Source organism: Chelativorans sp., assembly GCF_031180965.1.
GTDB lineage: Bacteria > Pseudomonadota > Alphaproteobacteria > Rhizobiales > Rhizobiaceae > Chelativorans.
In genome coordinates this window covers 18,485-39,754 of sequence record NZ_JAPSLH010000013.1, presented here as the reverse complement: position 1 = coordinate 39,754, position 21,270 = coordinate 18,485, and the positions used below count along the sequence as shown (strand labels likewise).

23 protein-coding genes and 1 tRNA gene are annotated in these 21,270 nt (G+C 64.6%); 11 read left to right on the top strand and 13 right to left on the bottom strand.

The genetic code is table 11. The annotated features are described in order from the left end of the window. The first annotated feature begins 32 nt into the window (after window positions 1–32). Complete coding sequence (locus RIN79_RS11830) at window positions 33–485, top strand: MaoC family dehydratase (RefSeq protein WP_309084862.1); 453 nt, start codon at window positions 33–35, stop codon at window positions 483–485. After that, entirely contained in the window at window positions 485–1,357 is an 873-nt protein-coding gene (locus RIN79_RS11825) for a CoA ester lyase (protein WP_309084933.1), read from the top strand. Before RIN79_RS11830 ends, RIN79_RS11825 begins: the two co-directional genes overlap by 1 nt. Here RIN79_RS11825 and RIN79_RS11820 read toward each other — a convergent pair. Next, window positions 1,349–1,966 carry a flavin reductase family protein gene (locus RIN79_RS11820; protein WP_309084861.1) on the bottom strand — a complete coding sequence of 206 codons (618 nt, stop codon included), beginning with the start codon at window positions 1,964–1,966 and terminating at the stop codon, window positions 1,349–1,351. The genes RIN79_RS11825 and RIN79_RS11820 overlap by 9 nt on opposite strands. A gap of 5 nt (window positions 1,967–1,971) precedes the next feature. Continuing rightward, window positions 1,972–2,556 carry a nitroreductase gene (locus RIN79_RS11815; RefSeq protein WP_309084860.1) on the bottom strand — a complete coding sequence of 195 codons (585 nt, stop codon included), beginning with the start codon at window positions 2,554–2,556 and terminating at the stop codon, window positions 1,972–1,974. Between the two features lie 105 nt (window positions 2,557–2,661). Here RIN79_RS11815 and RIN79_RS11810 point away from each other — a divergent pair, with 105 nt between their 5' ends. Then, window positions 2,662–3,636 carry a hypothetical protein gene (locus RIN79_RS11810; protein ID WP_309084859.1) on the top strand — a complete coding sequence of 325 codons (975 nt, stop codon included), beginning with the start codon at window positions 2,662–2,664 and terminating at the stop codon, window positions 3,634–3,636. 33 nt (window positions 3,637–3,669) lie between these two features. On the opposite strand, the gene thrS is transcribed toward RIN79_RS11810, so the two are convergent. The 5 genes from thrS to RIN79_RS11785 form a co-directional block, all read right to left on the bottom strand. Then, window positions 3,670–5,631 (bottom strand): threonine--tRNA ligase, encoded by a 1,962-nt coding sequence (thrS, locus tag RIN79_RS11805; RefSeq protein WP_309084858.1) that lies wholly within the window; start codon window positions 5,629–5,631, stop codon window positions 3,670–3,672. A 105-nt stretch (window positions 5,632–5,736) separates the two neighbouring features. Next, on the bottom strand, window positions 5,737–6,045 hold the full coding sequence (gene yidD / locus RIN79_RS11800; RefSeq protein WP_309084857.1) for a membrane protein insertion efficiency factor YidD: 309 nt from the start codon (window positions 6,043–6,045) through the stop codon (window positions 5,737–5,739). Next, the gene (locus RIN79_RS11795) at window positions 6,042–6,392 is read right to left on the bottom strand and encodes a HepT-like ribonuclease domain-containing protein (RefSeq protein WP_309084856.1); all 351 of its coding nucleotides are present in this window, start codon (window positions 6,390–6,392) and stop codon (window positions 6,042–6,044) included. Before RIN79_RS11795 ends, yidD begins: the two co-directional genes overlap by 4 nt. Window positions 6,393–6,396: 4 nt before the next feature. Then, complete coding sequence (locus RIN79_RS11790; RefSeq protein ID WP_309084855.1) at window positions 6,397–6,681, bottom strand: nucleotidyltransferase family protein; 285 nt, start codon at window positions 6,679–6,681, stop codon at window positions 6,397–6,399. A gap of 13 nt (window positions 6,682–6,694) precedes the next feature. Then, window positions 6,695–7,141 carry an iron-sulfur cluster assembly scaffold protein gene (locus RIN79_RS11785; RefSeq protein ID WP_309084932.1) on the bottom strand — a complete coding sequence of 149 codons (447 nt, stop codon included), beginning with the start codon at window positions 7,139–7,141 and terminating at the stop codon, window positions 6,695–6,697. Between the two features lie 221 nt (window positions 7,142–7,362). On the opposite strand from RIN79_RS11785, the gene folE reads away from it, so the two are divergent. From folE to RIN79_RS11770, 3 genes are all read left to right on the top strand, one after another. Further along, window positions 7,363–8,031 (top strand): GTP cyclohydrolase I FolE, encoded by a 669-nt coding sequence (folE, locus tag RIN79_RS11780; protein ID WP_309084854.1) that lies wholly within the window; start codon window positions 7,363–7,365, stop codon window positions 8,029–8,031. A 10-nt stretch (window positions 8,032–8,041) separates the two neighbouring features. Further along, complete coding sequence (gene hisI, locus RIN79_RS11775) at window positions 8,042–8,455, top strand: phosphoribosyl-AMP cyclohydrolase (protein ID WP_309084853.1); 414 nt, start codon at window positions 8,042–8,044, stop codon at window positions 8,453–8,455. 94 nt (window positions 8,456–8,549) lie between these two features. Continuing rightward, window positions 8,550–9,533: a patatin-like phospholipase family protein gene (locus tag RIN79_RS11770; protein ID WP_309084852.1), complete on the top strand. Its 984-nt coding sequence runs from the start codon at window positions 8,550–8,552 to the stop codon at window positions 9,531–9,533. A 55-nt stretch (window positions 9,534–9,588) separates the two neighbouring features. On the opposite strand, the gene RIN79_RS11765 is transcribed toward RIN79_RS11770, so the two are convergent. From RIN79_RS11765 to glpX, 3 genes are read right to left on the bottom strand one after another with little or no spacing between them, the layout of a single operon-like run. Beyond that, window positions 9,589–10,053 (bottom strand): GNAT family N-acetyltransferase, encoded by a 465-nt coding sequence (locus RIN79_RS11765; protein WP_309084851.1) that lies wholly within the window; start codon window positions 10,051–10,053, stop codon window positions 9,589–9,591. Beyond that, window positions 10,050–11,840, bottom strand: a complete 1,791-nt coding sequence (recJ, locus tag RIN79_RS11760) for a single-stranded-DNA-specific exonuclease RecJ (protein ID WP_309084931.1) — start codon at window positions 11,838–11,840, stop codon at window positions 10,050–10,052. The genes RIN79_RS11765 and recJ overlap by 4 nt, the downstream gene beginning before the upstream one ends. Before the next feature lie 57 nt (window positions 11,841–11,897). Further along, complete coding sequence (glpX, locus tag RIN79_RS11755) at window positions 11,898–12,875, bottom strand: class II fructose-bisphosphatase (protein WP_309084930.1); 978 nt, start codon at window positions 12,873–12,875, stop codon at window positions 11,898–11,900. A gap of 294 nt (window positions 12,876–13,169) precedes the next feature. On the opposite strand from glpX, the gene RIN79_RS11750 reads away from it, so the two are divergent. Continuing rightward, on the top strand, window positions 13,170–13,796 hold the full coding sequence (locus RIN79_RS11750; protein WP_309084850.1) for a LysE family translocator: 627 nt from the start codon (window positions 13,170–13,172) through the stop codon (window positions 13,794–13,796). Between the two features lie 78 nt (window positions 13,797–13,874). On the opposite strand, the gene RIN79_RS11745 is transcribed toward RIN79_RS11750, so the two are convergent. The 3 genes from RIN79_RS11745 to RIN79_RS11735 form a co-directional block, all read right to left on the bottom strand. Continuing rightward, the gene (locus RIN79_RS11745; protein WP_309084849.1) at window positions 13,875–15,185 is read right to left on the bottom strand and encodes a homoserine dehydrogenase; all 1,311 of its coding nucleotides are present in this window, start codon (window positions 15,183–15,185) and stop codon (window positions 13,875–13,877) included. A gap of 39 nt (window positions 15,186–15,224) precedes the next feature. Then, the gene (locus tag RIN79_RS11740) at window positions 15,225–16,442 is read right to left on the bottom strand and encodes an LL-diaminopimelate aminotransferase (protein WP_309084848.1); all 1,218 of its coding nucleotides are present in this window, start codon (window positions 16,440–16,442) and stop codon (window positions 15,225–15,227) included. Window positions 16,443–16,538: 96 nt separating this feature from the next. Beyond that, window positions 16,539–16,988: a hypothetical protein gene (locus RIN79_RS11735; RefSeq protein ID WP_309084847.1), complete on the bottom strand. Its 450-nt coding sequence runs from the start codon at window positions 16,986–16,988 to the stop codon at window positions 16,539–16,541. Window positions 16,989–17,065: 77 nt separating this feature from the next. Here RIN79_RS11735 and RIN79_RS11730 point away from each other — a divergent pair, with 77 nt between their 5' ends. From RIN79_RS11730 to RIN79_RS11715, 4 genes are all read left to right on the top strand, one after another. After that, on the top strand, window positions 17,066–18,883 hold the full coding sequence (locus RIN79_RS11730; protein WP_309084846.1) for a class I poly(R)-hydroxyalkanoic acid synthase: 1,818 nt from the start codon (window positions 17,066–17,068) through the stop codon (window positions 18,881–18,883). Window positions 18,884–19,235: 352 nt separating this feature from the next. Next, window positions 19,236–20,399: a YcbK family protein gene (locus tag RIN79_RS11725; RefSeq protein WP_309084845.1), complete on the top strand. Its 1,164-nt coding sequence runs from the start codon at window positions 19,236–19,238 to the stop codon at window positions 20,397–20,399. Between the two features lie 80 nt (window positions 20,400–20,479). Then, a tRNA-Glu gene (locus RIN79_RS11720) sits at window positions 20,480–20,555 on the top strand. Between the two features lie 388 nt (window positions 20,556–20,943). Then, entirely contained in the window at window positions 20,944–21,216 is a 273-nt protein-coding gene (locus RIN79_RS11715) for a hypothetical protein (protein ID WP_309084844.1), read from the top strand. Window positions 21,217–21,270 lie beyond the last annotated feature (54 nt).

Sequence of the window (21,270 nt, the reverse complement as noted above, 5' to 3'; positions counted from 1 at the left end):
CATAGATAGCGAAAAGGCCGGGAGGAGCGGAGATGGCGGGTCTTTATCTGGAGGAATTCGTACCGGGACAGGTGGTCAGGCACGCGCTGCGTCGGACGATCACTGAGAGCGACAATGTGCTCTTTTCGATGATGACACTCAATCCCCAGCCGCTTCACATCGATTTCGATTTCGCCGCAAAGTCGGAATGGGGCAGGCCGCTCGTCAACTCGCTTTTCACCTTGGGCCTCATGATCGGCATTTCCGTGCATGATACGACGCTTGGGACGACCGTCGCCAATCTGGGCATGACGGAAACGACCTTTCCGCACCCGCTCTTTCACGGCGACACGATCCGCGTCGAAACTGAAGTGAAGAGCGTGCGCGAATCCCGCTCGAAGCCCGACCGCGGCATCGTCGAGTTTGAGCACCGCGCCTATAACCAGGACGACGTGCTGGTTGCCCGCTGCCTGCGCCAGGCAATGATCATGAAGAGGCCGGCTTGATGCGCTCGCTCCTCTTCGTGCCGGCCGATTCGGAAAGGAAGCTTGAGAAGGCGCTTCACGCGGGGGCCGATGCGCTGATCCTTGATCTTGAAGACTCGGTCGCCTCCTCGCGGAAAGCGGAGGCGCGGAAGATCGCTGCCGACTTCCTCGCGACGCGCGCAGGCCCTGCCCTTCTCTACATACGCGTCAACGCACTTGGCACCGGCCTCACCGACGAGGATCTTGCCGCCGTGATGCCCGCTCGGCCGGACGGCATCATGCTGCCGAAGGCGGAAGGCGGCAAGGACGCGACGGTGCTGTCAGCGAAGCTCCGGGTCCACGAGGCGGAAAACGGCCTGGAGGATGGCGCCACGCGCATCCTGCCCATCATCACGGAAACGGCCGGCGCCGTCTTTCTGGCCGGCACCTTTGCCGGCGCGACGGAGCGGCTTTCCGGCCTCACCTGGGGGGCGGAGGACCTCTCGGCCGATATCGGCGCACGCGCAACGCGCGACGAAGCTGGACGTTACACTGGCGCGTTTTCCCTTGCCCGCTCCATTACCCTGCTTGCGGCCGGCGCCGCGGACGTGCCGGCCATCGATACGGTCTTTCCCGCTTTCCGGGACATGGAAGGTTTTTGCCGGGATTGCGCCGAGGCCGAACGCGACGGGTTCACGGCAAAGATGGCGATTCATCCGGCGCAGGTCCCCATCATCAATGCAGCCTTCACACCGTCCGAAGAAGCGATCGATCATGCGCGGCGGGTGGTCGCCGCCTTCGGCGAAACGGGGGGCTCCGGAGTGGCAAGCGTGGACGGCGAAATGGTCGACCGGCCGCATCTCGTCCGCGCCGAACGCATCCTGGCGCGGGCGCGGCTGGCCGGATTAGCCTGACTTGCGATCTTTCCAGCGCGGCCGGCGCATGGAGAAGATTTCCTCGACCGCCGTATAGTCCATATAGCCGAGACGCGCGAGATTCCGCGCCCTGGCGATATCGAACAAACCTCCGCTCAACATATCGTCTCGGATATGCACGCCCACCACTTCGCCTATGACGACGATTGAGCGGGACGGATTCCCTTCGATATCACGCGGCTTGAGGATCTCGGTAACCTTGCATTCCAGCGCGGCAGGCGCTTCCATCACGCGCGGACAAGAGACCAGTTCACAATCGGCAGCAGTGATCCCGGCAAGCTCAAATTCGCTCACGCCGGGCGGAGCGTCGATGGCCGTCTCGTTCATCTTCTCCGCCAAAGCAAGCCCGACGATGTTCACTACGAACTCGCGCGTCTCCTGCGCGACTCGCGCGCTGTCCTTCTCGCCCTCGGATGAAAAGCACACGAGATGCGGATTGGAGGACAGCGCATTGAAAAAGGAATAGGGCGCGAGATTGGTGCTCCCGTCCGGCTGCCGCGTCGATATCCAGCCGATCGGACGCGGCGCCACGATCGCCTTGAAAGGGTCGTGCGGCAGACCATGCCCCTGGCGCGGCTGGTAGAACATGGCGCTCAACCCTCCCACGGGCCGGCATAGTCGCTGACGAGGCTCTTCACATCCGGCCGCGGCCGGTCCGGCGTGCCGCCTGGATGTCTGCCGATATGCACGAAGCCCACGACCCGCTCTTCCGGTGCAAGGCCCAGGATGCGCCGTCCTTCCTCTACGTCCGAGTACCAGTTGGTGATGATGTTGGTCTGGTAGCCCAGCGCATTGGCGGCGATAATCAGGTTCATGGCCACCATGCCGCCGGACAGGAACATCTCCCATTGCGGGACCTTGATGCTCTCCCTCGGGCAGGAGACGATGCCGATCACCAGCGGCGCGCGGGAGAAGCGCGTCAGTTCCTGCTGACGCCGCGCTTCGGTGAGCGGCCCCTCGCGCTTCTCGGCAAGGTCGGCCAGCAGCCGGCCCACCCTTTCCCGTGCCTCGCCGCGATAGAGGATGAAGCGCCACGGCGTCAGCTGCCCGTGATCGGGCACCCGAGACGCGGCCTTCAGGATGGTGTCGAGTTCGGCGCTAGAGGGGGCCGGCGGCGCCAGCTCATGGATCGGAGGGGAACGGCGGGCAAGCAGAAGGTCGATCACAGCGGTGTTCAAGAACAGGCTCCTGTATGGAAGAAACAGCCGACCGGCTCATGGCAGCGACGGCGCTGTCGTTGTAGAGCCTTGAAATTGCCACCGGTCTGGGCTTCAAGGCAAGGCATGTGGTTGGTGGTCAGACGATTCATATTCATCCCTCTAGTTGCCGCAGTCTCGGGAGCGGCCATCGCCCAGGAGCAAAATCCCGCATTGGACGGCCTGCGGCTGCAAGGCATCACCGAGTATGCCTCCCCGCGAACCCAAGGGCCCCTCGCCCTTGCCGCGGAGGCGGAGCTGGTGCTGGCGGCAAAGCTGACGGAGGACTCGCCTGAGCTTCCCGCTGGACTGACATGGCGCATCTTTGCCCCGGAACCCGGCCCTGACGGGAAACTGCCGCTGGTGGCGAGCGCGCGCGGCGGGACCAGCTCCTTCAAGCTCGCGCCGGGAAGCTACCTCGTGCACGCGGCCTATGGCCGCGCGGGTGTCACGAAGCGCATCCGGCTCGGCCGCGAAAGCATGCGCGAGCGCCTGGTGCTCGATGCCGGAGGGCTCAAGCTGGATGCCGTGCTTCCGGGCGACATCCCGATCGACCCCAACCAACTGCGCTTTTCCATCTACGAAGCCAAGGACGCACCTAGCAGCGAGGGCCAGCTGATCGTCCCGAACGTGAAGCCGGATGCGGTGGTGCGGCTCAATGCCGGCACATATCACGTCATCTCCAACTACGGCCCCATCGCCACCATCCGTTCCGATATCCGGGTCGAAGCTGGCCAGCTAACCGAGGCGACGGTCGAGCATCGAGCCGCCCAGGTGACGCTGAAGCTGGTGCGGGAACCGGGCGGCGAGGCCATAGCGGACACCCAGTGGAAGATCGCCATGACGGAAAGCGACCGCGTGGTCTTTGACGAGGTCGTCGCTCATGCCTCGATCGTGCTGCCGGAGGGCCAATATACGGCGGTTGCCATAAACCGAGACCGCACCTACCAACGCGACTTCACGGTCACCGTCGATCCCAAAACCATCGCCGCGGATGGCGAAACGGTAATCGAGCTCTTGCCCGAAGACCTCGTACAGCTGACGGACGGCAGCTCCGACTAGCTCTGCAATCGCTCCGGCAAGCCGGCGCGGCTGCTAAACGCTGTTGCGGCGAAGATCCGGCGGGGTGGCCTCCGCGGAAAGCTGCGCAACCGCCTCTTCCAGCGAAAGCGAAGCCTGGTCGCGGCTGCCGAGCCGGCGCATGTTCACCGTGCCCTCCTCCGCCTCGCGCTTGCCGCAGACGAGGATAACCGGAACCTTGGCGAGAGAATGCTCGCGGACCTTGTAGTTGATCTTCTCGTTGCGCAGGTCCGTCTCCGCCGTCAGTCCAGCCCCCTTCAGCCGCCGCGCGACATCCCGGGCATAGTCATCGGCATCCGAGGTGATCGTCGCCACGACGACCTGCAGAGGCGCGAACCATAGAGGGAAATGCCCGGCATAGTTCTCGATGAGGATGCCGAGGAAGCGCTCCATCGATCCGCAGATGGCGCGGTGCACCATGACCGGCTGCTTCTTCTCCGAGTCCTTGTCTATGTAGAAGGCGCCGAAGCGCTCGGGCAGGTTGAAGTCCACCTGGGTCGTCCCGCACTGCCATTCGCGGCCGATCGCGTCTTTCAGCACATAGTCGAATTTCGGCCCGTAGAAGGCGCCGTCGCCGGGATTGATCGCCGTCTTGATGCGATCGTCGGAGCGCTGAATCTGCTTCAGGACCTCGCCCATGATCTCCTCGGCGTGATCCCAAAGCGCGTCCGAGCCCACCCGCTTTTCGGGCCGGGTCGAGAACAGGACCCTGATCTCCTGGAACCCGAAATCAGCATAGGTGGACAGAATCAGATCGTTGATCTTCAAGCACTCCTCGGCCAGTTGGTCCTCGGTGCAAAAGATATGCGCATCGTCCTGGGTGAAGCCGCGCACGCGCATCAGGCCGTGCAGCGCCCCCGAAGGTTCGTAGCGGTGCACGGCACCAAATTCTGCAAGCCGAATAGGTAGATCTCGGTATGACTTCAAGCCGTGCTTGAAGATCTGCACGTGGCCCGGGCAGTTCATCGGCTTCAGCGCAAAAACGTGCTGATCCTCCGCCTCCTCGTCCGCGCACTCGACCTTGAACATGTTCTCCTTGTACCAGCCCCAGTGGCCCGAGGTCTGCCAAAGGGAGGAATCGAGCACCTGCGGGGCATTGACCTCCTGATAGACGCCGTCCAGCCGGCGGCGCATATAGGAGACCAGGTTTTGGAACATGCGCCAGCCCTTGGCGTGCCAGAAGACGACGCCCGGACCCTCCTCCTGAAAGTGGAACAGGTCCATCTCGCGGCCGAGGCGGCGATGGTCGCGCTTTTCCGCCTCCTCCAGCATCTGGAGGTAAGTATCGAGTTGCGCCTGATCCGCCCAGGCGGTCCCGTAGATGCGGGTCAGCATGGCGTTCCTTGCATCGCCGCGCCAATAGGCGCCCGCCACCTTCATCAGCTTGAACGCCTTTCCGATCTGCCCCGTCGAGACCATGTGAGGCCCGCGGCAGAGGTCGAACCAATCCCCCTGGAAGTAGATCTTGACGTCCTCACCCCCGGGAATGGCGTCGAGCAGTTCGACCTTGTAGTTCTCCCCCTTCTCGGCGAAGACTTTCTTGGCCTTCTCGCGCGGCCATACTTCCTTTCTGAACCGTTCGTTGCGCTCAACGATCTCCCGCATCTTTTTTTCGATGACGGGGAGATCCTCCGGCGTGAAGGGCTCGTTGCGGGCGAAATCGTAGTAGAAGCCGTTTTCGATCACCGGGCCGATGGTCACCTGGGTGCCTGGCCAAAGTTCCTGCACCGCCTCGGCCATCACATGCGCGGCGTCATGGCGGATCAGCTCCAGAGCGCGCGGGTCCTCGCGGGTGATAATCTCTATCTTGCCGTTGCGTCCGACCGGGTCGGAAAGGTCATGCAACGTGCCGTCCAGCGCATAGGCCACGGCCTTCTTGGCCAGTGATTTGGAGATAGATTCGGCAATGGCGGCACCGGTCGTCGCAGCGTCGAAGTCGCGCACCGAGCCATCGGGAAATGTCAGGGAAACGGCCATACGATATCTCCTTATCCAGTCCCGCCAACGAGCGCGGGTGGTGAACGGTGAGATTGCCGCATGTAGCGGCATCCGCGCCCGGCGTAAAGACCGGTTGCCGAAAGCTTACGGCCGCCAATAGCGCCAGGGCGCCCACCAGGCATGGCCGGTCGAAAGCCGCTCCGGCACCGGATCGATACCGTGCGTTCCGCCCGGTCCGCAACGTGCGAACCGGAAGAGCCCCATCCAACCGCCAGCCCATAGGCCATGGCGGGCAATCGCCTCATAGGCATATTCCGAGCAGGTGGGAAAATGCCGGCAGGAATTGCCGAGGAAGCCGGAAAGCGTGAGTTGGTAGAGCCGCACCATCGACGTGCCGAGCACACGCCCCGGCGTTTTCGGCCAGGCGCCGGACCAGTTTCGGGAGGGCTTCATGTGCCCCGCTGGATAACTTGCCGCGCGGCGAGGACCATTGCGGGGACCGATACCGTCGCCGCCTGCCACACGACACCGAGATCGATTCCTCCATAATCGTGTGCGAGGCGATTGCGCATCCCGTACGCCTTTACCAGGTCGAGCGCCGGATCGAACGATCGTAACGTCGCGTTGGAGCGATATAGCGCTCCCGCCGCTTCGCCGATGCAACGTAAGCACCAGCACACCACATCAGCCGCGAGATCATCGTTGAGGAACTGTTGCTCCGTCAGCCCTTCGGTGTGGGCCGCGACTCTTTCGCCCCAGAACACTATATCGGACGAGAGCAGGCGCGATGTATCGTTCATGCTGTCAGAGCGCACGGAGTTCGGGGGCGACTGAAGCGGCTACATGGGGCTTAAGATTGGTAAAAACTTCCACTTCACACCCCAGCACGGATTTGAGCTCGTCCTCCAACGTGAAAAGATCGAAATAGCTCATTGGACCGACCCGCTCTACTAGCAGGTCCAGGTCGCTTTCCTCCGTATCCTCGCCCCTCGCTGCGGAGCCGAAGACACGAGGATTGCTCACCGGGTAGCGGGCAAGGATCTCCAGGACCTCTTCGCGGTGCTTTGCAAGGGCTTCGGAGGGGCGCATGGCTCGTCTGGTCTCAGGCTGCCTTTCCGGCCCGTTTGCGCTCGATCTGGTCGATGCAGTCCACCACTGCGTCGAACGTCAGCATGGTGGAGGCGTGACGCGCCTTGTAGTCGCGCACGGGTTCCAGATATTTCAGGTCGGCGAAACGGCCTTCCGGAGGCGCGGCGTTTTCCTTGAGCATGCGGCGCATGGCCTCGCGCACGGCGCGCAGTTCTTCGGCGCTGGCGCCCACCACATTCTGCGCCATGATCGAGGAAGAGGCCTGGCCGAGGGCACAGGCGCGCACCTCATGCGCGAAATCCGTTACCACGCCGTCTGCCATTTTGAGATCGACCGTCACCGTCGATCCGCACAGCTTCGAATGCGCCGTGGCGGTGGCGTCCGCGTCGGCGAGACGGCCGATCCGACGGATATTGCCGGCAAAGCCAAGAATTTTTGCGTTGTAGACATCATCGATCATGGATTTTCCGCCTGCCGGCGCGATCCAAGCATCGCTTGTCGCGCATGTATCTTTCATTTGCGCCGTTCCAAAACTATATAGTGAGGGTATCCGGCGGACGGCAAGGACCTGTCCGCCGACCACGCCGCTTACGGGCGGGACAGAGCTCCCCGATACCCGCGAAAGGCAGTGACCGTTCAACTCGCCTCTGCCGCGACAGGGGCTACGGGAGACGCCTTAACATGGACGCGATCATCAAGAGCTTTCCGCCTCGTCCCGACCAGACTGCCGTCCCGGCCGAAAAATCCGCCTACATGGACAAGCCGGTCACGAACCGGCCGAGCCGCGAGGAGGCGGAAGCGGCGGTTAGGATTCTTCTGCGCTGGGCCGGCGACGACCCGGACCGCGAAGGGCTCAAGGAGACGCCGGCGCGCGTGGTGAAGGCCTATCGCGAGCTGTTCGCAGGATATGATCTCTGCCCCGCCGACGAGCTCGGGCGCACCTTCGAGGAGGTGGCCGGCTTCGACGACATGGTGGTGCTCAAGGACATCTCCTTCCACTCCCATTGCGAGCACCACATGGTGCCGATCATCGGCAGGGCGCATGTGGCCTATCTGCCCGACGGGAAGGTCGTTGGCTTGTCGAAGATCGCGCGCGTGGTCGACATCTTCGCCCGACGCCTGCAGACGCAGGAGTCGATGACGGCGCAGATCGCCGGCGCGATCCAGGAGATCCTGAAGCCGCGCGGCGCAGCGGTCATGATAGAGGCGGAGCACATGTGCATGTCCATGCGCGGCATCCGCAAGCAAGGCTCCAACACCATCACCACCACCTTCACCGGCGCCTTCAAGGAGCAGCCGGAAGAGCAGGTGCGCTTCATCACCATGGTGCGCGACCCGCGCAACGGCTGAGGGAGCGGTGATGTCGGAGTCCCGCTTTTCCCCACCACCCTCGGACAAGTCCGAACTGGAGGAAGGCACCGCCTTCACGCCCCGTTTCGACGCCAACGGCCTGATCACGGCCGTGGTGACCGACGCCGATGACGGTGCGCTCCTCATGGTCGCGCATATGAATGCCGAGGCGCTGGCAACCACCCTCGACACCGGCATCGCTCACTACTGGTCGCGCTCGCGAAGCGCCCTCTGGAAAAAGGGAGAGACTTCCGGCAATCTGCAGCACGTGGTGGCAATCCGCACCGACTGCGACCAGGACGCGCTGCAATTGATTGTCCGTGTGGAAGGGCGGGGAGCCACCTGTCACACGGGGCGGCGTTCCTGCTTCTACCGAAACGTAAACCTTGTCGGCGGTCGCCCAATTCTGGCCGACAGCGGTTGATATTGCCACTGCCAAACCCTTCGAACCTGCCTCCCCGGTTCATGAATTCATTACCAAACCGCCTTAGCCTCTAGGCGGGGACAAGGAGATTGCGATGCTCGACTGGGGGCCGCTGCGCGCCAAGGCGGATAGCGCCGACACGGCGGGTCTGAAACCTCCTCCTTCCACTCACGCTCCTCGGGAAAGCGCCGGTCCGGGCATTGCGCTCGCGCTCGGCGGCGGGGCGGCGCGTGGCTGGGCCCATATCGGCGTCCTCCGCGCGCTGGACGAGGCTGGCATCCGCGTCGCCATGGTCGCCGGCACCTCCATCGGCGCGTTGGTCGGCGGGTGCTATCTCGCCGGCAAGCTGGATCAGCTCGAAGATTTCGCTCGGTCCTTGACGCGCCGCCGCATCCTCGGCCTGCTCGATCTCAATTTCGGCGGCAGCGGGCTGTTCGGCGGCATGAAGCTCACGACCCGCATGCAGGAGCATCTGGAAGGCCTCACATTTGCCGATCTCGGCCGGCCCTTCGTCTGCGTGGCGGCGGAGATCCGCACCGGGCACGAGATCTGGATCTCCAGCGGCTCCCTCATAACGGCCATGCGTGCTTCCTACGCCCTGCCCGGCGTCTTCGAGCCGGTCGTGTGCAATGGCCGCGTCCTGATGGACGGCGCCCTGGTCAATCCGGTGCCCGTCTCCGTGTGCCGGGCCTACGAGCAGCCGCTCGTCGTGGCCGTCAACCTGCACTACGACCTCTTCGGCCGGGCCGCCGTCATCCGGCACAGCGCCGATCTCCCGGAAAGGGAGGGACAGCAGCTCGACGGTGTGAAGGCCCCTCTCATTGTCGAAAGGGGTCCGAACCGGCACGATTCGAGGCTCGGCATCACCGGCGTGATGGTCGAAGCCTTCAACATCATCCAGGACCGCATCTCCCGCGCCCGGCTCGCCGGCGACCCGCCCGACCTGTCGCTGCAGCCCAAGCTCGGGCATATCGGGCTCACGGAGTTCTATCGCGCCGGCGAGGCCATCCAGATCGGTTACGACACCACCAAGGCGCAGCTCTCGGAGATCGAGCGCATGCTGACGGTGCTGGCGTAAGTCACAGAAGGGCGGCCGTCTTCTCAGCGCAATGCTGGAAACAGGGACTGCCGCCCTACCGAATCTTCCAACCATAGTGCGACACCGGATCACCCGTTCGGGGATGCACGTCTTCGCGGAGGAAGGTCAGGCCGGCTTTCTCATAGAACCGGCGCGCTCTCCAGTTGCCCGACCTCGTATGCAGGGTGAACCCGTCCGGCATCGCCGCCATGGCGTGCTCCAGAAGCGCCCTGCCGACGCCGATGCCGAGATATCCAGGTCGAACGAACAGCTGGTCGAGAACCGGTGCCTGCGGCTTGATAGCCACAAAACCGATCACATCGCCGTCACGGACGGCGACCGTTATGCTCCAACCTGCTGCAAGCTCCAGATCGATACGTGTTCGCAACTCTTCAACGGTCGGTATGTCCGGCGGGCCCACCCGAGGCAAGCTCGCGCTGGCGTGCCAGACATGGGCAATTGCATCACGGTCAGCCGCGGTCGACGGCCGGAGCTCGTATCCCCGCAGATCCCCGGTCATGCGTCCGCTGCCGCATCGGTGATGCGGAATTGCACGGAGCGGCTGCCGTTCCAGTGGTTGACGGCGAGATTGCCCGCGATATGAACCGTCGCGCCGCGATGGGCGAAGAGGAAGTTCCCGAGCTCCGTCTCAGCGGCGCGGAAGGCGATCGCCTGCAGCTTCGCGCCCGAATGGGAGCGCAAATCAGCCCGCACATGGCCGTTGCCGACCAGCTTGGCGTCCACCAGCCGATGGCGCGGCAATGCGAGGACAGGGGCGGGATGGCCCGAGCCGTAGGGCCCCGCGGCCTCCAGCGTCTCCAGAAGGTCGAGCGTCGCGCCGTCGGCCGAGAGTGCGGCGTCGATCTTCAGGCTTTCGGCCTCGCGCAGGGAGGCGACCACACCAGCCGCATTCTCCTCGAAGAAGGCACGGAGCGCGCCCAGTTTCCCGCGCTCGACCGTGATGCCCGCGGCCATTGCATGTCCGCCGCCCTTCACCAGCAGCCCTTCGGAAACCGCCTCGCGAACCAGCCGGCCGAGATCGAAGCCGGTGATCGAGCGGCCGGAGCCGGTGCCCGTTCCGTTTTGATCGAAGGCGATGGCGAAGGCGGGGCGGCGGGCATGATCCTTCAGCCGCGAGGCGATCAGCCCGACAATGCCGGGATGCCAGGTCTCGCTCGCCGTCACCATTATGGCGGGGCCGGAGCCGTTCATCAGCTCCGCGTCGGCCTCCGCGCGGGCCTCGGCCAGCATGGCCGCTTCCATGTCCTGCCTCTCGCGATTGAGCCGGTCCAGCGTGTCGGCGATCGCTTCGGCTTCGCTCGGCTCGAGCGTGGCGAGCAGGAGGCTGCCCAACGCCGCGTTGCCAATGCGCCCGCCGGCATTGATGCGCGGGCCGAGCAGAAAGCCCAGGTGATGGCAGTTGAGCGGCTCGCCGATGCGCGACACGCGGGCGAGCGCCGAGAGCCCCGGGGTCCTCAGCTGGCGCGCGGCCACCAGCCCCTTCGCGACAAAGGCACGGTTCACCCCCACGAGCGGCACCACGTCGCAAATCGTGGCAAGGGCCACCAGGTCGAGCATCATCAACAAGTCCGGCGGCGACGTGGCGGCGAGCTTCTTGCGCAGGATTCTCGTCGTCTGCACCAGAGCCAGGAATACGACGCCCGCGGCGCATAGATGGCCCTGCCCCGACAGGTCGTCCTCCCGGTTGGGATTGACGACGGCGGCGGCCTCGGGCAGCGGACCGCCCACCTGATGGTGGTCGAGGACGACCACGTCCGCACCCAACTCCTTCGCCGCGGCAATCGATGGCGCGCTATTGGTGCCGCAATCCACCGTCACGATCAGAGTGGCCCCGCGTCGGACCAGCTCGCGCATGGCTTCCGGATTTGGCCCATAGCCCTCGAACAGCCGGTCAGGGATGTAGATATCCGCCGTCACGCCGTAGTGGGACAAGAACCGCTTCAAAATGGCGGAAGAGACAGCGCCGTCCACGTCATAGTCGCCGAAGATGGCCACCTTCTCTCCGGCAAGCACCGCCCCGGCAATGCGCTGGGCGGCCTCCTCCATGTCCGTGAGGGTTGAGGGGTCGGGCAGCAAATCGCGGATGGAGGGCGCAAGAAAGCGCGCCGCCTCATCCTGCGGGACGCCGCGGCCCGCCAGCACGCGGGCGACGATTTCCGGCATTCCGTGGCTCTGGGCCATGCCGAGCGCCAGGTTTTCGCCCCGCGCATCGAGACGGTGCTCCCACGAGACGCCGCGCGCCGATTTTTGCACGCCGAGAAAATACCGCCGTTCGCCGTTCAACATCATTCACCCAACCTTGCGGGCGAAGATAGACGCTCGGCGCCCCGAATTGCAAAAAATCTAAAACTTTTCCAAATCCTGATGCCGCGCCTTGATCTCGCGCACGGTGCGCGAGGACGAGCGCATGACGATCGTGTGGGTCTGAATATAGTCGCGCGCGAACTTCACGCCGGAGAGGAGATTGCCGTCCGTCACGCCGGTGGCAGCAAAGAGCACGTCGCCCTTCGCCATCTCCTCCATGCGGTAGACCTTGTTCGGCTCGGAAATGCCCATCTTGGCCGCGCGGGCCACCTTCTCCTCGGTATTGAGCTGCAGCCGGCCCTGCATCTGCCCGCCGATGCAGCGCAGCGCCGCCGCCGCCAGCACGCCTTCCGGAGCACCGCCGATGCCCAAATAGATGTCGATTCCCGTGTTGTCCGGGTCCGTCGTGTGGATCACGCCGGCCACGTCGCCGTCGCCGATCAGGCGGATGGCGGCGCCGGTTGCCCGAACCTCCTCGATCAGGCGCGCATGGCGCGGACGGTCGAGGATGCAAGCCGTGACCTCTGACACCGGCACGCCCTTGGCTTTGGCAAGGTTCTCGATGTTCTCCGCCGCAGGCGCATCGAGATTGACGATGCCGTCGGGATAGCCCGGGCCGACCGCGATCTTCTCCATATAGACGTCGGGCGCGTAGAGCAGGCTTCCGCGCTCAGCGATGGCGATCACAGCCAGCGAATTGGGAAGGTTCTTGGCGCAAATGGTCGTGCCCTCGAGCGGATCAAGGGCGATATCGACCTCCGGCCCCTCGCCCAGGCCGACCTCCTCGCCGATGTAAAGCATCGGCGCCTCGTCGCGCTCGCCCTCGCCGATCACGACCGTGCCTTTGATCGGCAGCCGGTTCAGCTCAGAACGCATCGCGTCCACCGCCGCCTGGTCGGCTGCCTTCTCGTCGCCGCGCCCGCGCAACCTGGCCGCCGCCACGGCGGCGCGCTCCGTCACGCGGACGAGCTCGAGCGTGAGGATCCGGTCGAGACCGGCATGGGCGGATTTCGGCATGAAGTTCATCCCTGTTCTCCGGAAGAAGTGCGACGAGCATTGTGTTCCGCTAAATGGTGACCTCTTGTGGCAAAGAGACGGTTCGACAGCAAGAGGCCCTCTGCTCCGGCTATTAACTTGAATCGGTTGAATAAATATGACCCTCCAGCATTTTCTTCGGTGGCCGGTCAGAGCGAGCTTAGATGCAGCGGGCGCTTCCTCTCAGCCGGCTGCCGCGTCGGGCGCAAATCAGCCATTGCTTTTCGTGCAGGCGGGTGGCCCTCTTGGCCAGGATTGCTGCGGAGGAGCCGCCGGATGATCGACTGGACCTTACTGGCTACCTACATCACCATCGTTGTTGGTTTCGTCTTCATACCCGGCCCTGCAACGCTCCTGACCGTCGCGCGGGCGACGAGTTCGGGCATGAAGGTGGGCATCGCTACCGGCGCAGGGATCGCCGCCGGCGACGTCATTCACACCTTCATGGCGATCATCGGCATCTCCGCCGTCATTGCCGCCTCTACAACGCTCTTCAGCATCGTCAAATATATTGGCGCGGCCTACCTGTTCTATCTCGGCATCCAAGCGATCCTTGCGAAGACGCCTGCCGAGCCAACCGCCCACACCCTCCCGATCACGGCGCGTCAGGCATTCCGGCAGGCGATCCTGGCAGAAGTTCTCAATCCGAAGACCGCGCTCTTCTTCCTGGCCTTCCTGCCGCAATTCGTCCGCCCCGATGCCGGATCGGTCTCTCTTCAGCTGACCGTCCTGGGAATGATCTTCGTGCTGCTGGGCCTGATCAGCACGGTGGTGTTCGCCGTGTCGGCCGGAAGCCTCGGCACCTTGCTGCGCCGCAATCCAACCGTGCTGAAATGGCAAGGCAAGGTGGTCGGCAGCATCTACTGCGCGCTGGGAGTTCGCCTTGCGCTGCAGGAACGCTGAACGACGATCCGGCCGCGGCCGGATCCTGGCTGGTATTCCGAGATCTAAGGGAGCCTCGCCAGCGCTCCTACATCTAGCCTACGCCGCCCGCTCGATGCGGATCACCTGGGGCTTGTCGACGAGATGGCCGTCCCTGGTGATGCCCTCCACCGCCTTGCGCACCGCCGCTTCTGTCGTCTCGTGCGTCACGAGGATGACGGTCTTGTGCTCCGTCTCCGTCGCATCGCCATGCTGGACGATGGACTCCAGCGATATGTCGTTGTCCGCCATGCGCCGGGCGATCGCGGCGAAGACGCCGATGCGGTCGTGCACGGTAAGACGGATGAAATACCCGCCGGCATGGGAGCGCATCCGCGCGCGCTTATAGGGCTGAAGCTCCCTCGCCGGGCGCCCGAAGACGGGGCCATGCTGGAAGCCCGGCCTGCTCTTGGCGATGTCGGCGATGTCGCCGATCACGGCCGAAGCGGTGGCATTGCCACCGGCGCCGGGCCCGGAAAGCAGGAGCTCGCCCAGCATGTCCGTCTCGATGGCGACCGCGTTCGTCACCCCATGCACCTGCGCGATCACCGAGCTGGTCGGCACCATGGTGGGATGCACGCGCTGCTCGATCCCGCTGTCAGTCTTCTGGGCGACGCCAAGAAGCTTGATGCGATAGCCGAGCTCCGCTGCGGCGCGGATGTCGGCTTGGGTGATGTTGGAGATGCCTTCGAGGTAAATATCATCGGCCGAAATGCGGCAGCCGAAGGCGATGCTGGTCAGGATAGACAGCTTGTGCGCCGTGTCGTGCCCTTCAATATCGAAGGTCGGGTCGGCTTCCGCGTAGCCGAGCCGCTGCGCCTCCTTCAGGCATTCCTCGAAGGAAAGCCCCTCCGCCTCCATGCGCGTCAGGATGTAGTTGCAGGTGCCGTTCATGATGCCGAAGACGCGGGAGACTTGATTGCCCGCCAGCGCCTCGCGCATCGTCTTGATAACCGGGATGCCGCCGGCCACCGCCGCCTCGTAGTTGAGCAAGACGCCCTTCTTCTCGGCGATCGCGGCAAGCTGCACCCCATGCTTGGAAAGCAGCGCCTTGTTCGCTGTCACCACATGGCGGCCCGTCTCCAGCGCCGTGCGCACGGAGGCCAGCGCGGCCCCGTCCTCGCCGCCGATCAGTTCGACAAAGACGTCGATCTCGGCCGAGCGCGCCAGCGCCACCGGGTCATCGAACCACTGCGCATTGCCGAGATCGATGCCGCGGTCGCGCCCGCGGTCGCGCGCCGACACCGCTACGGTCGCAATCTCGCGTCCGCATTGCCGCGTCAGCTCCGCGCCCTTTGTCCCGAGCATCTGCACGACGCTCGCGCCCACCGTGCCAAGTCCGGCAATTCCTATGCGCAAGGCATCGGCCATGTCTGCAGCCTTCCTCTGTCTCGATACCTGCGGTTCCGCTCAGCGATGGGCGGCGATCGACACCACATTGTCGGGCCGTTCGGCGGCCGTGGACAGGAAGCGCTTTATGCTGCGCGCCGCCTGCCGGATCCGGTGTTCGTTCTCCACGAGGGCGATGCGCACATAGTCGTCGCCGTGCTCGCCGAAGCCGATGCCGGGCGCCACGGCCACATCGGCCTTCTCCACCAGCAGCTTGGAAAATTCGAGCGAACCCAGATGGCGGAACGGCTCCGGGATCGGCGCCCAGGCGAACATCGTCGCCGGCGGCGGCGGCACATGCCAGCCGGCCCGGCCGAAGGCATCGACCAGCACGTCCCGCCGGCGGCGGTAGACGCTGCGCACCTCCTCGATCTCGCCGCCATTCGAATTGAGGGCTGCGGCGGCCGCGACCTGGATGGGCGTGAATGCGCCGTAGTCGAGATAGGATTTCACTCGGGCAAGGGCGGCGATCAGCCGCTCATTGCCGACGGCAAACCCCATGCGCCAGCCGGGCATGGAGAAGGTCTTCGAGATGGAGGTGAATTCGACCGTCACATCCATTGCACCAGGCACTTCCAGGACCGAAGGCGGCGGGCTGCCCTCGAAGTAGATCTCGGCATAGGCGAGGTCCGACAGGATGATGACGTCGTTCTTGCGCGCGAAGGCCACCACGTCCTTGTAGAAGTCGAGGGTTGCGAGGCAGGCGGTCGGGTTCGAAGGATAATTGAGGATGAGTGCCAGCGGCTTGGGGATCGAATGGCGCACCGCACGCTCCAGCGCCGGGATGAAATTGTGGTCGGGTTCGGCGGGGATGGAGCGGACCACGCCGCCCGACATGATGAAGCCGAAGGCGTGGATCGGGTAGGTCGGGTTGGGGCAGAGCACCACGTCGCCGGGCGCCGTGATGGCCTGCGCCATATTGGCGAAACCCTCCTTGGAGCCGAGTGTGGCGACAATCTGCGTTTCGGGGTTGAGCTTCACCCCGAAGCGGCGCGCATAGTAGGCAGCTTGCGCCCGGCGCAGACCGGGAATGCCGCGCGAGGAGGAGTACCGGTGTGTACGGGGGTCCTGCGCCACCTCGCAGAGCTTGTTGACGATCGCCTGCGGCGTCGGCAGGTCCGGATTGCCCATGCCAAGGTCGATGATATCCGCGCCGCGCGAGCGGGCGCTGGCCTTCAGCCTGTTGACCTGCTCGAACACATAGGGCGGAAGCCGGCGAACCTTGTGGAACTCTTCCATGACGATTGTTTCCGGAGTGGTGGGTTGCCGCCCTCATACACCGCTTCGCCGGGACGGTCGATAGTTTCCGCAGCCCTGGATCGGAAGCGACGAGAACTACTGCGCCCTCTCGATCTGGCCCAGCATTTCCTGCTGGCGCTGTTGCGCCAGCCGGCGCAACCTTTCCGCCTCGGCTGCCTCTGCGGCATCCCCGCTGCCGGCCTGCGGCCGGCCGGAGGAGAGCTCCGTGAGCAGGTCCTGTTGGCGCTGCGCGAGCTGCCGCAGGCTTTCCGTCTCTGTTGCCGCTGGGGCGTCCGCGCCGCCTGCCTGGGGGCGCTTGGCGGAAAGCTCCTGCGCAAGGCCGGCGCGCTCCTCATTGGTCAACTGCGGCGCGGCCGGCCGGACCGGCAGGTTGAGATTGGGATAGCCGTCGGGCTGGGTGGGCGAGGCCGCGACGGGCGCAGCCTCTTGGCCGCGCTGCGCGCAGCCCGAAAGCAGGCCCGGCATGAGACATGCGGCCGCAAGGGCGAGGGCCGAAAACTGTCGAACAGGGGCCGCGATTTTCATATGTTCTTCTAAAACATCGTCCTAGGATGATCAGGCGCTATTTGACACAGCGGCGAGGGAAAGGTCCAGCAGCAAGAATGGCCGGCACGGAAGAGCCAAAAGAGCGCGAGGAAGGCGCCCCGGTCGAGCCCTATCTGGTGCGCGACCCCGAGCGCTTCGCCCTCAACCTTGCCCGTGCGCTGGAGGAGGCCGGCAGGGCGGCTGCTGCCTGGGCACGTCCGCGCGAGACGGGCGAAAGGCGCGACGTGGTGCCGGAACCCTTCGCCGATATGGTGAAGACCTTCTCCAAGCTCACCGAATACTGGCTGGCGGAGCCCTCCCGCGCTCTCGAGGCGCAGACGCGGCTCCTTTCCGGCTACATGATGATCTGGGCCAGTTCCGTCCGCCGCCTGAGCGGAGCGCCGACCGAAAACGGCATCGAGCCCGAGCCCGGCGACAAGCGGTTCGCCGATCCCGACTGGGCGAGGAACGCCTTCTTCGATTTCCTGAAGCAGGCTTATCTCGTGACCACCCGCTGGGCGGCCGATCTCGTCGAGAATGCGGAGGGGCTGGACGAGCATTCGCTCCACAAGGCGCGCTTTTATGTGCGTCAGCTGACCGAGGCTCTCTCACCTTCGAACTTTATCCTGACGAACCCGCAGCTCCTGCGCGAGACCATGGAATCGGACGGCGAGAACCTCGTTCGCGGCATGCGCATGCTGGCCGAGGACCTGATGACCGGCAATGGCGAGCTCAAGCTGCGCCAGTCCGACCGCCGCAATTTCGAACTCGGAAAAACCCTCGCCACCACTCCCGGCAAGGTAGTGGCGCGCAACGATCTGGCGGAGATCATCCAGTATGAGCCCTCGACCCGCAGGGTGCTGCGCCGGCCGCTCATCATCGTTCCTCCCTGGATCAACAAGTTCTACGTGCTCGATCTCAACCCGCAGCGCTCCTTCATCCGCTGGGCCGTCGAGCAGGGCCATACCGTCTTCGTCATCTCCTGGGTGAACCCGGACGAGCGGCACGCCGCCCATGGCTGGGACGAATATGTGACCGAAGGGATCGAATTCGCACTCGCGACGATCGCGAAGCAGACGGGCGAGGAGAAGGTCAACGCGGTCGGCTATTGCGTCGGCGGCACCCTCCTCGCCGCAGACCTCGCCCTGATGGCGCAGGAGAAGGACCAGCGCATCGCCTCGGCGACCTTCTTCACCACCCAGGTGGACTTCACCCATGCCGGCGATCTGAAGGTCTTCGTCGACGAGGAGCAGATCGCAGCCCTGGAACGGGCCATGAAGGAGAAAGGTTTTTTGGACGGCAACCGCATGGCCACCGCCTTCAACATGCTCAGAGCGCGCGACCTCATCTGGCCCTATGTGGTGAACAATTATCTGCGCGGGCGTGAGCCCCTGCCCTTCGACCTCCTCCACTGGAACGCCGATTCGACACGCATGTCGGCGGCGAACCATTCCTATTACCTGCGCAACTGCTATCTGGAAAACAACCTTGCGCGCGGCCTGGCGCGGCTGCGTGGGAAGAACCTCTTCCTTTCCGACATAAGAATTCCGGTCTACAACCTCGCCGCCATGGACGACCACATCGCGCCGGCAAGATCGGTCTTCCAAGGCAGCAAGCTGTTCGGCGGGCCGGTCGAATTCGTGCTCTCCGGGTCCGGCCACATCGCTGGCGTCATCAATCCTCCCGCGCTTGGCAAATACCGGTACTGGACCCGGCAAGGGCTGGCCGAAAGCTTGGAAGATTGGCTCTCGGGCGCGCAGGAAATGCCGGGGTCCTGGTGGCCGCACTGGCAGGCCTGGGTCGAACGGCAGGAGGGCGAGCGGGTTCCCGCCCGCAGGCTCGATAAGCGGAAGAAGTGGCTGGCCGACGCGCCCGGCGAGTATGTCCGGGCCTGAGCCATTGTTACAGCCGTAAATCTCTTTTGAACGGCGCCGCAGACCACACGCCGGCTGCCGACCCGGTCTATATTGCCACGAATCCGTAATTTGGCTACGAAGAGGCGCGTTCGCCGCTCGGGATCTTTTCAACGAGCAGGGGCGGAGGCGTTATTTATTGCGCCGGAGAGGATCGCTTTTGGCTGCGGACAAATCGGCTTCGGCCGGAATACCGAGTGCGGCACAATTCTCTACGCGGAGCATAGCTGGCGCGGTATTCGCCTGTGCGCTGGCTGCATCATGCTCCGCCCCCGACACAGCCGCACAGCTCAATCTTGCCCCTGCCTCCTATGGAAGTCCGGCCCTCGACGGCTTGAACCTCGATCCGGCGGCAACGGAGCCGGCCGACGCTAAACCCTCGACCCGCCCCACGGCGGGGGAAGACAGGCAGGCTGAAGAGGCACAGCCAAAGCCGGACGCAGCCTCCGGCAATCAGGTCGCGTCGGCCGAAGCGGCCGCAGCGGAACCGAAGGAAGAGCCGGCAGCCCAGGCGGAAAGCGCGCCGTCCCAGCGCCAGAAGCGCGGCTTCCTTGCCGGGCTGTTCGCAGCCGGGCCCCAACATAGTTCGCCCCCTGCCGAACAATCCACTGCAAGCGCGCCCGATCCGGAGGTCGCCGCTGCTCCAGCGCAGCAGCAGGAGCCCGCCGAAGCCGCTGCTCAATCCGCAGCGCCGGCCGAGCGGATCCAAGCCGCTGCGCAAGCCGCCGAGACCGAAGACGCGCCAGCCGCGGCGGAACCCGCCCCTGCAGCCGCCGAGACGCTGCCGCAGAAGCGGAGCTTCCTTTCCGCCTTCTTTGCGCCCTCCGAGAGAAGGGTGCCCTTCCCGGACGAAAAGGCCAAGCCCGCCGAGGCCGCACAAGCTGCCGAAGCGGCAAAGGCTGCGGCCGAGGCGGCGAGATCCAAGGCGGAGAAAGCTGAAAAGCCCGTCATTGCCGTGGCGTCCGCAGAAACCGCCCCGGTGCAGGCCGCCGCATTCAGCGGCGACGCGCTACCCGGCGTGCGCGCCGGCGAGCAGCTCTTCGAGGTGCGGCTCGGTAACTTGACCGACGAGGGCGATGTGGACGTCTATGAACAGGAAGCGGGCTATGTGGAGATCGCCTCCGCTGCCGGTCTTGCCCGCCTGGCGCCGAACGGTCTGCTCAAGCAGCGCGAAAGCGTGGACGTTTCCTGCTTCAAGCCCAGGCTGGTCCATGTGCTGAAGACGATCGAACGGCGCTTCGGCAAGCGGGTCGTCGTCACCTCCGGCTATCGCAGCCCTGCCTATAACCGGCGCGTGCGCGGCGCGCCGAGGTCGCAGCACATGAACTGCGCCGCAGCCGATATCGTGGTCGAAGGCGTCAGCAAGTGGGAACTGGCGCGTTTCGCCCGCTCGCTGCCGGGGCGCGGCGGCGTCGGCACCTACTGCCATACCAATGCGGTGCATGTGGATGTCGGTCCGGAGCGCGACTGGAACTGGCGCTGCGGACGGCGTGGCTGAGCCGGAAAAATCTTGCCTCCCGCGGCCAGCCGGGGTTGCCCGGGTCGATGAAGGCCACTATAACGCGCCTCGTTCCATGCGCGCCCATCGTCTAGCGGTCTAGGACGCCGCCCTTTCACGGCGGAAACAGGGGTTCGATTCCCCTTGGGCGTACCAGGAACCCGGAGATCCTCTCCGCCTCGCCACGCGCCCCCTCTCCATCCAGGCTCTATCCCCACCTCGCCTCGTGCAGATCGAGCTCTTGGCACCAGGTTCAGTCGTGAGAATGCCGATGGCCCCTGCGATGATGCCGGGACCGAAAACCGGAACCAGACGCCCGGGGGTCAGGTAAAGAGACGCTCCATAGCCTCTCCTGAAGAAAAGCGCCGCCGAAACCCGCCGATATCTAAGTTGCTCCTTGGTACAGCAGCCGCGACAGGGAGAAATACTTGATAGTCTTCATGATTAACCCTGCTGTTCCGAATGTTTCGCGTAATCGGCTTCCGGAACCATCGGCTGCACAGCAATGTTGCATCACCGATGATCCAAAGACATGGAGAGAAACATGCGTGAACCTGAAGAAAGGACGACTATCGTTGAAACCGACGGCGGCGGGACCGGTGCTGGGATGATCGCCGGCATCATTCTCGCCATCGCAGCGATCGTGGTGGTCGCGTTCCTTTTCGGCGGCGGCATATTCGGTGGCGACGTGGACGGCGAAATGACGTCCAGCATCACGACACCGGAGGTGAATGTCGAGGCCCCGCAGGTAGAGACGCCCGACGTCGACGTCAATGTTCCCGCTGTCGGCGGCGCGAGCCAGGGGAACGGCCAGTAAAGTCTTCCCTCCCGGCCAAATCTGAAAGCGGTCAACGCCGAGAGAAGGCCCCGG

Bases quoted from the DNA above. Each gene is read 5' to 3' on its own strand.
- RIN79_RS11830 (WP_309084862.1), top strand. From the start codon at position 33: ATGGCGGGTCTTTATCTGGAGGAATTCGTACCGGGACAGGTGGTCAGG.
- RIN79_RS11825 (WP_309084933.1), top strand. From the start codon at position 485: ATGCGCTCGCTCCTCTTCGTGCCGGCCGATTCGGAAAGGAAGCTTGAG.
- RIN79_RS11820 (WP_309084861.1), bottom strand. From the start codon at position 1,966: ATGTTCTACCAGCCGCGCCAGGGGCATGGTCTGCCGCACGACCCTTTC.
- RIN79_RS11810 (WP_309084859.1), top strand. From the start codon at position 2,662: ATGTGGTTGGTGGTCAGACGATTCATATTCATCCCTCTAGTTGCCGCA.
- thrS (WP_309084858.1), bottom strand. From the start codon at position 5,631: ATGGCCGTTTCCCTGACATTTCCCGATGGCTCGGTGCGCGACTTCGAC.
- yidD (WP_309084857.1), bottom strand. From the start codon at position 6,045: ATGAAGCCCTCCCGAAACTGGTCCGGCGCCTGGCCGAAAACGCCGGGG.
- RIN79_RS11795 (WP_309084856.1), bottom strand. From the start codon at position 6,392: ATGAACGATACATCGCGCCTGCTCTCGTCCGATATAGTGTTCTGGGGC.
- RIN79_RS11790 (WP_309084855.1), bottom strand. From the start codon at position 6,681: ATGCGCCCCTCCGAAGCCCTTGCAAAGCACCGCGAAGAGGTCCTGGAG.
- RIN79_RS11785 (WP_309084932.1), bottom strand. From the start codon at position 7,141: ATGATCGATGATGTCTACAACGCAAAAATTCTTGGCTTTGCCGGCAAT.
- folE (WP_309084854.1), top strand. From the start codon at position 7,363: ATGGACGCGATCATCAAGAGCTTTCCGCCTCGTCCCGACCAGACTGCC.
- hisI (WP_309084853.1), top strand. From the start codon at position 8,042: ATGTCGGAGTCCCGCTTTTCCCCACCACCCTCGGACAAGTCCGAACTG.
- RIN79_RS11770 (WP_309084852.1), top strand. From the start codon at position 8,550: ATGCTCGACTGGGGGCCGCTGCGCGCCAAGGCGGATAGCGCCGACACG.
- RIN79_RS11765 (WP_309084851.1), bottom strand. From the start codon at position 10,053: ATGACCGGGGATCTGCGGGGATACGAGCTCCGGCCGTCGACCGCGGCT.
- recJ (WP_309084931.1), bottom strand. From the start codon at position 11,840: ATGTTGAACGGCGAACGGCGGTATTTTCTCGGCGTGCAAAAATCGGCG.
- glpX (WP_309084930.1), bottom strand. From the start codon at position 12,875: ATGCCGAAATCCGCCCATGCCGGTCTCGACCGGATCCTCACGCTCGAG.
- RIN79_RS11750 (WP_309084850.1), top strand. From the start codon at position 13,170: ATGATCGACTGGACCTTACTGGCTACCTACATCACCATCGTTGTTGGT.
- RIN79_RS11745 (WP_309084849.1), bottom strand. From the start codon at position 15,185: ATGGCCGATGCCTTGCGCATAGGAATTGCCGGACTTGGCACGGTGGGC.
- RIN79_RS11740 (WP_309084848.1), bottom strand. From the start codon at position 16,442: ATGGAAGAGTTCCACAAGGTTCGCCGGCTTCCGCCCTATGTGTTCGAG.
- RIN79_RS11735 (WP_309084847.1), bottom strand. From the start codon at position 16,988: ATGAAAATCGCGGCCCCTGTTCGACAGTTTTCGGCCCTCGCCCTTGCG.
- RIN79_RS11730 (WP_309084846.1), top strand. From the start codon at position 17,066: ATGGCCGGCACGGAAGAGCCAAAAGAGCGCGAGGAAGGCGCCCCGGTC.
- RIN79_RS11715 (WP_309084844.1), top strand. From the start codon at position 20,944: ATGCGTGAACCTGAAGAAAGGACGACTATCGTTGAAACCGACGGCGGC.